Raw genomic sequence first — 9,754 nt, forward strand, 5'->3', positions numbered from 1 at the left:
CATATATTTTAATATTAATTGCCAAGCATAATCATATTTATTATTATCAATTAAAGATTTAAGATAACTATTTAAAGCAGAAACTATCTCCCAATTACTTTCATTTTCTTGAAGAGTCATTTCAAAAAGTTTTTTAGTAGTTTTCAGTAAAGATTCTTTATCTTCTATAAATGACACATAATATTTTAATTTATCTAAATTATTTTTGTCCCATTCTTTTACAGTACATTTCCATATATCAAGAAGTTTTGAAAATAATTCTAATTCATAAATATCTATAGAGTATGATATTATGTCATCTATACTTAATTCATCTAATCTTTCATTATAATAATCATAATTATCAAGATTATAACCGCAATTACAATCAAAGTTTGCATTTTTTGCTTTATCAAATAAATCTTTATATTTAGAGAGTAATTTATTTATATCACCATTATAAAGTTTGACAAATAAAAAACTTATAATTTCCAAAGAAGTACCTATACCTTGATAAGAATTAGTTTGTCTATCTTTTATTTCTTCTTCAAACAAAAAACAAGCAAATCTTCAAATGATTTTTTATTCATTAAATCATTTCTATTTTTATGATAAAGTATGGATAAAACTAATTTTAATCTTTCAATATAATTTTTATCTTTTGTATATTCCGCCCCATTATCTTCTTTATATACAAATGGAGCAATATTTATTTCAAATTGTTCTTTATCATCATTTTCTAAATAATTTAATAATTCTTCAAAAACATTATAATATTCTTTTAAATAGTCATTAAATAATTCTTGATAAAGTTCCATAATCTTTCCAAATAATAGATTAATCTTGGTCGTATATTGAAGTTACACCAAGAACTTTAGCAACCATATATGATATAATGGCAGTCATTACCAGAGCTGAAAAGTTTGAAATAGAATTTGATATCTCTAGGATTAATATACATACCATTATAGGTGTTCTGGTAATTCCAGACATAAGAGAAGTTATGCCAAGAAGTATAAATAAATCACCATATACAGCATAATCTGGAAAATATTTAATAAGAAATGTATCATATACAGAACCTATAGAAGCCCCAAGTATAAATGTGGGAAAAAACACTCCTCCTACAGCACCAGATGTGGCACATACAGAAGTATAAAAAAGTTTAACGAATATAAGTATAAAAAGCATAGAAACAGAAAATTTATCCTTAACAATACTCCCTATAAGCAAATCACCACTTCCTAAAACATAAGGAAAAAACATTATCATAAAACCAGCAAGCAAAAAAGCAGGAACTGGACGAATTATATCATTTTTAATTTTCTGATACATCTTAGAAAAGAAATTCATAAGAAAGTTTAAAAGTGATGCAAGTATTCCGCATATTATACCAAAAGGAAGAATAGATATATAATGTCTTACTTCAAGTATCTTAGGCAAATCAAAATTAAGTATAAATCCCTGACCTACTATATGCTCCACAACAAGTATTGAGGCTATTGAAGAAAAAACTATGCATACAAATACTATATGGTTTTTCTGCTCTCCAAGCTCCTCAAAAGAAAAAGCAATTCCAGTAAAAGGAGCACTGAAAGTAGCTGTCATTCCCGCACAAGCTCCAGAAACAAGCAAATATCTTCTATATTTAGATAATTTAGAAAAATATTTATGAAAGAAAAGCCCTACAAGCATACCTACATGCATAGAAGGACCAGCCCTCCCTAATGAAATACCGCTTGCAAAAGATATCATACTGCCGAAAAGTTTAAATAAAATTTCAAGAAAAATATTTTTGGGTTCATGAAGCGATATATAATATTTTATCTGAGGAACTCCAGCACCTCTTATCTGAGGGTAATGTGTTAATATATAACCTATAAGACAGCCCATACCTATAAGAAATATAAAAAGAAGTATAGGATAATACCATCTGTCAAATATAAAATTCGAGACATAAAATACATTAACACTTAGTCTATACAATATTAATCTATAAATAGAAACTATAAATCCAACAACAGCACCTATACATGCCGACAAGACAAAAAGTTTTATATATTTAATTTCAAAATTCAGTTTCATTATTCTAATCGTTGTTTTTATTTTTATATGCTTTTTATTTTATTATTAATTTTGATAATTAAACATTAAATCTAAATGTTACAACATCGCCTTCCTGCATAAGATACTGCTTTCCTTCAAGTCTTATAGCACCAGCCTCTTTGGCTTTAACAAAACTTCCAAGCTCTAAAAGTTTATCACAGTTTATAACTTCAGCACTGATAAAACCTCTTTCAAAGTCGCTATGTATAACACCAGCAGCCTCTGGGGCATAGGCACCTTCTCTTACAGTCCAAGCCCTTGTTTCATCTTCTCCTGAAGTTAAGAATGTTAAAAGTTTTAATAATCTGTGTCCAGCCTTTGTAAGTCTTGCAACACCTGATTCTTTAACACCCAAATCTTCTAAATAACTTAATCTTTCCTCTTCGTCCAAATCCTGTAAATCTGCTTCTATCTTAGCACTGAAAGGTATTAACTCAATATTTCTTTCATCTGCATATTTTTGTAATGTTACATAATTAGGATTTTTCTCTGGGTTTGCAAGTTCATTTTCTGATAAGTTAGCACCTATCATCATACTTTTTGCTGTAAGCAGGAATAATGGCTTTAATATTTCTTTTTCAGTATCTGTCAAATCAAGACTAAATACTGGCTTAAAATTATTTAATTCTGGAAGTATCTTTTCAAGTAAAGCAACTTCCTCTTCTGCAGCTTTTACTTTAGCACCTTTTGCTATCTTTTTTTGTTTCTCCATTCTGGCATTAACAGTTTCAATATCTGCAAGCATAAGCTCTGTCAATATAATATCTAAATCTCTTAAAGGATCAACATCTCCTATATGGGTAATATTTCCATCTTCAAATACACGTACAACATGAAGCACCGCATTAACTTCTCTAATATGAGATAAGAATTTATTACCCAATCCCTCCCCTTTTGAAGCTCCTTTTACAAGTCCTGCAATATCTACAAATGTTGTTGTGTTATAAACTTTCTTTTTTGATTTGAAAAGTGCTGCTAATTTATCAACTCTTTCATCTTTTATTATAGCTGTAGCTTCATTTTTATCTATAGTACAAAACGGGTAATTGGCCGCTTCAGCATGAGCATTAGTTAAAGCGTTAAAAAGTGTTGATTTTCCTACATTCGGAAGTCCTACTATTCCTATAGATAGAGCCATAATTATTTCCTTAAAATATGAATTGTTTTTTATAAAAAATTATTTTTTACAGTAATATTATATATTAAAAAATATTAATAACAAGTACATTAAAAATGTATAATAAAAAATTTTTTGTTAATTTATAATTCTCTCTATATTTTTTATAGTTAATTAAATATTTCAGTTTATTATAATTCTATCATTAGTAATTTATTTAAAAAGCAGATTAATACATTCCAATAAAAAGAAAACTGTTTTTGACAAACTTAAAATTTTTCAGTATAATAAAACTATGAAAGAGATAAATAGGCTTAATGATTTATTTGTACGATATTCTAATTTGTACTGAAGGCGATAAAGATATATTAGAAAAATATTGTTAATGCTGTTAAAAAAATGATATTGGTTTTAAATCTGTTGGTAATATCAAAATAATCAATCCTTTAATTAATATTAGTTTAGATATTTTATAAATAATTAAACTTTTTTATTATCATTTTTGTAAATCATCTTATAAAGTGTTTATTTATTATAATAACAATATATAATTAGCAATATATAAAAAATTGAGGATACAGCTATGATATATAATATGTGGTATGCAGTATTAGATTCAAAAGAAGTAAAGAAAAATAAACCTATTTTTGCTAATAGATTAAATAAAAATCTGGTATTTTGGAGAGATTCTAATAATAATATATGCTGTATAGATGATAAATGCTGTCATAGAGGAGCTTCATTGTCTTATGGAAAAGTATGCGGTAATAATATAGCCTGCCCTTTTCATGGATTTCAGTTTGATAAAAGTGGAAAAACAGTAATGATTCCAGCTAATGGAAAAAATACTGAAGTTAATAAAAACTTTTTTGTTGAGGGATATGAAGTTAAAGAATTGTATGGATTTATTTGGTTTTGGTATGGAGATAAAGATAAAATCAATGATAAAATAATGTTTCCAGATGATTTGAAAGATAATAAATTCTCATATTCTACAATTAGAGATGAATGGAATAATCATTATACAAGATGCATAGAAAATCAGCTTGATGTAGTACATATATCTTTTGTACATCATAACACTATAGGAAGAGGAAACAAAACAGTTGTTAATGGACCTTTGGCTGAACTAGATGAAAATAATAATACATTAAAATTCTATGTAAATAATGTCATCGATAATGGTCAGAAGGCTTTAAGTGCATCAGAAATGAAAAAAGAAGATTTTAAATATTTTCTTTATTTTTATTTTCCAAATACTTGGCAGAATTATATATTTGAAAAAATGCGTATATTTGGAGTATTTGCTCCTGTAGACGATGAAAATACAGTAGTATATATGAGATTCTATCAAAAAATAGTGAATATTCCTTTTGTAAAAAATATAATAAACTTTGCAGGCAAAAAATATTCAGATATTGTATTAAAACAAGATAAAAATGTAGTAAAAACTCAGTCTAAAAAAGAATCTCATTTGGGTATGAAAGAAGAAAAATTAATACAGGGTGATAAACCTATAATAATGTATAGAAGCACAAGAGATAAACTAAAAAAGGAAAATAATTCTTTTATATAATTTTTTATATATAAATAAAATTCAAAAAAAATTCATTGACTAAAAATGATAAATTTGTTAAAGTATAGCCATGATGAGTATTTCATTAGAAACTAGCTATTCTTTCAAAGATAATTCAGTTATTATTATTTCACTATATAATAATATCTATAATGAACATTTGCCTCAGTTAAAAGAACTCTTTTCAGAGTTTTTAACAAAAAATATTAGTAATATAATATTAGACCTATCAAAATGTCTTTTTATAGAGAAAGATATATGGGAATATTTGATAAATTTAAAAAAAGATCTAATTCATAATAAAGGTGATTTAGTTATATCAGGCATATGCGGAATGGTAAAAAATGATTATAATTTAATGGAATTGTCGCATTATATAGAATCTTTTAATAATATAAACGATGCTTTCTATAATTTTGGTATATTAACCGATATTAAATCAGCTTAATTTTATTTTTATACTTGAATTTTTCTTATTGTAGTATAATATATTAAACATGAAGATTATAAAAAATTTGATAACACTAGCAGTATTTTTCATAATATTTTTTGTACTGTATTTTGTAATATACTTTTTTAAAGTTTTAGATACAAATAATATATACCAAAACATAAATGCCGATTTAATAAAAAATTTAATGGAGCATTATTTCTTTGCCATCACTATAGTGGCAGCGACTTCCGCTATGATAGTAATAGGTTCTTTAAATAAGTTTGTGGGAAATATTTCTGTAGTAATCACTATGATAGTTATAGCAGCTGTAGCCTCTATATATCCAGCATATACAGTTATCTTTAATAAAAATATAGACTATTTAAGAAATGAACTTAATGATAAAAGTTCTTTATTTATAGATGAAAACGGCAGATTTTTAACAAAGGTTGATAACTATTTAATAAGAGTAGGATATAAATTACTGGATAATACATATAAAAATGCTATATTTATAGATAATACATCGCAAGGCAAGCTATATTTAAGCGATTATATTTATTTCACAGAAAAAGAAATATCATTGCATGAAGTTACTGAAATATCAGGAACAACTAAAACAACAAAAACTTCTACAGTATTTCCTAGAAATTCCTTAGATAATTACATATCAAATTTTGCTGCAGATGTTATATTTGGTTTTGAAGTATTTCCTATTATAACAGCAATGCTCAAAATAGTAACTTTAAGCGATATACAGCCTTATGCCATTATTATTTTATTTATTAATTTTGCTGTTATGTTTTTCTCTTTTTACATGCTTGGATTATCATTAAATTCAAGACAATATATATATCATAATATACTAAATGCTTTTGTAATATATGCTGTAATAAAAATAATATTTGCTATCTCTATAGAACATTATAATCTACTGGAATTTGTAGTACGTAATATGAATTACTGGACTATGAATATATATTTATTTGTTATATCAGTACTTATTATACTAATATCATTAATCTTAAAAAGAATACTCAATAATGATAAAAAAACCGATACAAACTAAGGATAAAAAAAGAATACTAAAATGAATCACATTATCTATGATTTCTCCAAATTAGACCTAAAAAAAGATAGTATTGTAACGATAGGTAAATTTGACAGCGTACATAAAGGTCATCAAAAACTTATTAAATACACTGTAGAATACGCTAAAAAACATAACCTCATATCTATAGCAATAGTTATTAAAAAGAAAAACTTATCTATATATAATACAGAAGAAAATAATAGTTTTATAAGGTCATTAGGTATTAATTATATAATTGTTATTGACTTTTTACCAGAATTTTATACAATGGAGGCTAAAGAGTTCTTTAACAAACTTATAGAATATTACCGCATGAAACATATTGCCGTAGGAGCAGATTTTGCATTCGGTAAAGACAGAATGGGAGACAGTGAATTTTTAAAAAAATATTCCAAAGAATGCGGTATAGGAGTAAGTTTTATAAAATTCCTTAATTATAAAGGTGATAAAATATCAAGCTCAAATATACGCGAAGCCCTTTCTAACGGAGACATGACAAGTGTTAATAGAATGCTTGGAAGAGAGTATTCTATGAGCGGATTAGTAGTTCATGGTAATGCTTTGGGAAGAAAAATAGGTTATCCAACTGCAAATTTGGAAATACCTAAAACTATATTTATACCTAAAATGGGAGTATATAGTTCTACTGTAAAAATAGGCAATGGTGATACAATATATCATGCCCTAACCTTTATAGGTGTTAGTAATATTAATAAAGAACTAAGAGTAGAAAGCCATTTATTAGATTTTTCTAAAATGATATATGGTAAGAAGATTACTATTGTACTGCTCAAATATATAAGAGATAACATAAAAGTTAATTCTATAGATGAAGTAAAAAAATTATTAGAAAATGATGAAAAAAAGATAAGAAAATATTTCAAAAGGAGAACAAAACAATGTCTATCACTGCAGACGAAAAAGCAAAAATAATTAAAGAGTTTGGTAAAAATGAACATGATACAGGTTCTACAGAAGTACAAGTAGCACTTTTAACTAATCGTATAACTTATTTAAAAGGTCATTTTCAAACTCATACAAAAGATAATCATTCCAGAATGGGGCTTTTGAAAATGGTTGCTAAAAGAAGAAAACTTCTTAACTATCTAAGAAAAACTGATATAGAAGCCTATAAAAGTCTTATACAAAGATTAAAATTAAGAAAATAATTTGAAGTTAAAAATTTAAATGCCCCCTCTCGGTGTGTATTTCGGCTATAAAGGAGTAGAATATGGTCACAGTTAAGAGTGTTTTTTGCGGGGAGGAATTAATATTAGAAACAGGGCTTCTAGCTAAACAGGCTCATGGATCTGTAACTTTGCGATTAGGAAATACTACTATACTAGCAACTGTTGTAGCAGCTAAAGAGCCTAATTTGGAATCTGATTTCTTCCCTCTAACAGTTAATTATAATGAAAAATATTATGCAGGCGGTAAAATACCCGGCGGTTTCTTCAAAAGAGAAGCTAAACCTAGAGATAAAGAAATACTTATATCACGTATTATAGACAGACCTTTAAGACCTCTTTTTCCTGAAGGTTTTAGAAATGAGGTACAAATAATACCTACTGTTTTATCTGTAGATACTGATATGCCTACTGATGCTTTGGCTTTAATAGCTTCATCTGCAGCACTTACTATTTCTTGGATACCTTTTGGAGGACCAGTAGCTGCTGTTAGAATAGGATATAAAAACGGAGAATATATAATAAATCCTAAAAACAGCGAACTTCCTTCAAGCGAATTAGATATTATTGTAGCTGGAAGTAAAGATGCCATTTTGATGATAGAAGGAGAAGCAAAAGAAGTTTCTGAAGAAGTATTTATTGGTGCCATAGAACTAGCTCATAAAGAAATGCAGAAATATATAGATATGCAAAATGAAATGGCTTCTCTTTGTGGCACTCAGAAAATAGAACAGGAACTATTTGAATATGATGCCGATTTAGTAAAAACTGTTACTGAATACGGAAGAGCAAAAATAGAAGCTGCTAACTATAATCCAGATAAAACTAAAAGAAATGAAAGCATGGATAATGCTTTTAATGAAATAGAAGAGTATATAAAAACTACAACTGAAGATGAAAAATTAATATCTCAAGTTAAAGGTATATGTCATTCTATAGAAGAAGAAATAGTACGTGAAGCTATAGTAGAAAAATCTATGCGTCCGGACGGAAGGGCTTTAGATGAAATAAGACCTATAAGCACTATGATTAATCTCATTCCTAGAGTACATGGTTCTGCTCTTTTCACACGAGGTCAAACTCAATGTTTATCTATAGTTACATTAGGAAGTGAAAAAGATGCTCAATTAATGGACGATATATACGGCAAAGAAAATAAAACTTTTATGCTTCATTATAATTTCCCACCTTTCTCTGTAGGAGAAGTAGGTCGCTACGGAGCTCCAGGAAGAAGAGAAATTGGTCATGGTAACTTAGCTGAACGTTCATTTAATGCCGTACTTCCTTCCAAAGAGAAATTCCCTTACACAGTAAGAGTTGTTGCTGAAATTTTAGAAAGTAACGGTTCTTCTTCAATGGCTACAATATGTGCTTCTACTATGTCTTTATTATCTGCAGGTGTACCTCTTAATGCAAGCGTTGCAGGTATTGCTATGGGACTTGCTACATACAAAGATGGATACAAAATACTTACTGACATACAAGGTGTAGAAGACCATTTGGGAGATATGGATTTTAAAGTTGCTGGAACACGCAAAGGTATCACAGCTTTCCAATTAGATATTAAACTTACTGGAATCTCTACTCAGATATTAAAAGAAGCATTAGAACAGGCAAAAAAAGCTAGATATTTTATACTTGATATAATTGATTCTACAATATCAAATGCTGGTGAAGTATCTGATTTTGCTCCTAAATATAAAACTATGGAAGTTAATCCTGATAAAATAAGAATATTAATAGGACCTGGAGGAAAAAATATTAAAGCAATAATAGAAGAAACTGGAAGCGATGTAGATATACAAGATAGCGGAATAGTTAATATATTTGCCCCTGATACCCCTACCCTCGATAAAACTATAAAACTTATTAATTCTTACGTTAAAGACCCAGAAGTAGGCGAAGTATATGATGGAGTTGTAAAAGATATCAAAGATTTTGGAGCCTTTATAGAAATACTTCCAGGAATCGAAGGACTTTGCCATATATCTGAACTAGCATATAAACATGTTATGAATGTTGAAGAAGTATTAAAAATAGGCGATGAAGTAAAAGTAAAAATCATAGATATAAAAGGCGGAAAATATTCTTTAAGCAGAAGAGCATTACTCGAAAAACCTGCCGATTATGTAGAAGAAGATTATGCAAGAAAAGAAAGAAAGCATGATAAACATGACAGAAAAAAAAGATTTTAATAATTTTTAATTGATAATTAAGGCTGACATTAAATATGACAGCCTTTTACTTTATTAACTATACAAAA

At 27.6% G+C, this 9,754-nt stretch carries 9 protein-coding genes and 1 pseudogene; 6 read left to right on the top strand and 4 right to left on the bottom strand.

What is annotated here, in order from left to right:
* From KQ44_RS06940 to ychF, 4 genes and pseudogenes are all read right to left on the bottom strand, one after another.
* Window positions 1-534: pseudogene (locus KQ44_RS06940) on the bottom strand (hypothetical protein); the annotation flags it as partial.
* Window positions 516-797 (bottom strand): hypothetical protein, encoded by a 282-nt coding sequence (locus KQ44_RS14915; protein ID WP_240516524.1) that lies wholly within the window; start codon window positions 795-797, stop codon window positions 516-518. The pseudogene KQ44_RS06940 and the gene KQ44_RS14915, both read right to left, overlap by 19 nt.
* Window positions 798-816: 19 nt before the next feature.
* The gene (locus KQ44_RS06945) at window positions 817-2,064 is read right to left on the bottom strand and encodes a chloride channel protein (protein WP_096736807.1); all 1,248 of its coding nucleotides are present in this window, start codon (window positions 2,062-2,064) and stop codon (window positions 817-819) included.
* 58 nt (window positions 2,065-2,122) lie between these two features.
* Window positions 2,123-3,223 carry a redox-regulated ATPase YchF gene (gene ychF / locus KQ44_RS06950; protein WP_096736808.1) on the bottom strand — a complete coding sequence of 367 codons (1,101 nt, stop codon included), beginning with the start codon at window positions 3,221-3,223 and terminating at the stop codon, window positions 2,123-2,125.
* Window positions 3,224-3,785: 562 nt separating this feature from the next.
* On the opposite strand from ychF, the gene KQ44_RS06955 reads away from it, so the two are divergent.
* The 6 genes from KQ44_RS06955 to pnp all read left to right on the top strand — a co-directional run bounded on the left by KQ44_RS06955 (window position 3,786) and on the right by pnp (window position 9,686).
* A complete protein-coding gene (locus KQ44_RS06955; protein WP_096736809.1) occupies window positions 3,786-4,778 on the top strand; it encodes an aromatic ring-hydroxylating dioxygenase subunit alpha in 993 nt (330 codons plus the stop codon).
* A gap of 70 nt (window positions 4,779-4,848) precedes the next feature.
* Window positions 4,849-5,226 carry an STAS domain-containing protein gene (locus KQ44_RS06960; protein WP_096736810.1) on the top strand — a complete coding sequence of 126 codons (378 nt, stop codon included), beginning with the start codon at window positions 4,849-4,851 and terminating at the stop codon, window positions 5,224-5,226.
* Between the two features lie 49 nt (window positions 5,227-5,275).
* Window positions 5,276-6,280: a hypothetical protein gene (locus KQ44_RS06965; protein ID WP_096736811.1), complete on the top strand. Its 1,005-nt coding sequence runs from the start codon at window positions 5,276-5,278 to the stop codon at window positions 6,278-6,280.
* A gap of 21 nt (window positions 6,281-6,301) precedes the next feature.
* Entirely contained in the window at window positions 6,302-7,237 is a 936-nt protein-coding gene (locus KQ44_RS06970) for a bifunctional riboflavin kinase/FAD synthetase (RefSeq protein ID WP_096736812.1), read from the top strand.
* A complete protein-coding gene (rpsO, locus tag KQ44_RS06975) occupies window positions 7,204-7,473 on the top strand; it encodes a 30S ribosomal protein S15 (RefSeq protein WP_013113161.1) in 270 nt (89 codons plus the stop codon). The genes KQ44_RS06970 and rpsO overlap by 34 nt, the downstream gene beginning before the upstream one ends.
* A gap of 62 nt (window positions 7,474-7,535) precedes the next feature.
* Window positions 7,536-9,686 carry a polyribonucleotide nucleotidyltransferase gene (gene pnp, locus KQ44_RS06980; RefSeq protein WP_096736813.1) on the top strand — a complete coding sequence of 717 codons (2,151 nt, stop codon included), beginning with the start codon at window positions 7,536-7,538 and terminating at the stop codon, window positions 9,684-9,686.
* The last annotated feature ends 68 nt before the right edge of the window (window positions 9,687-9,754 follow it).

It is taken from the genome of Brachyspira sp. G79 (assembly GCF_002379365.1).
Lineage (GTDB): Bacteria > Spirochaetota > Brachyspiria > Brachyspirales > Brachyspiraceae > Brachyspira.

What these genes read in the sequence shown, in the direction of transcription:
- KQ44_RS14915 (WP_240516524.1), bottom strand. Translation starts at nt 797, where the DNA reads ATGGAACTTTATCAAGAATTATTTAATGACTATTTAAAAGAATATTAT.
- KQ44_RS06945 (WP_096736807.1), bottom strand. Translation starts at nt 2,064, where the DNA reads ATGAAACTGAATTTTGAAATTAAATATATAAAACTTTTTGTCTTGTCG.
- ychF (WP_096736808.1), bottom strand. Translation starts at nt 3,223, where the DNA reads ATGGCTCTATCTATAGGAATAGTAGGACTTCCGAATGTAGGAAAATCA.
- KQ44_RS06955 (WP_096736809.1), top strand. Translation starts at nt 3,786, where the DNA reads ATGATATATAATATGTGGTATGCAGTATTAGATTCAAAAGAAGTAAAG.
- KQ44_RS06960 (WP_096736810.1), top strand. Translation starts at nt 4,849, where the DNA reads ATGATGAGTATTTCATTAGAAACTAGCTATTCTTTCAAAGATAATTCA.
- KQ44_RS06965 (WP_096736811.1), top strand. Translation starts at nt 5,276, where the DNA reads ATGAAGATTATAAAAAATTTGATAACACTAGCAGTATTTTTCATAATA.
- KQ44_RS06970 (WP_096736812.1), top strand. Translation starts at nt 6,302, where the DNA reads ATGAATCACATTATCTATGATTTCTCCAAATTAGACCTAAAAAAAGAT.
- rpsO (WP_013113161.1), top strand. Translation starts at nt 7,204, where the DNA reads ATGTCTATCACTGCAGACGAAAAAGCAAAAATAATTAAAGAGTTTGGT.
- pnp (WP_096736813.1), top strand. Translation starts at nt 7,536, where the DNA reads ATGGTCACAGTTAAGAGTGTTTTTTGCGGGGAGGAATTAATATTAGAA.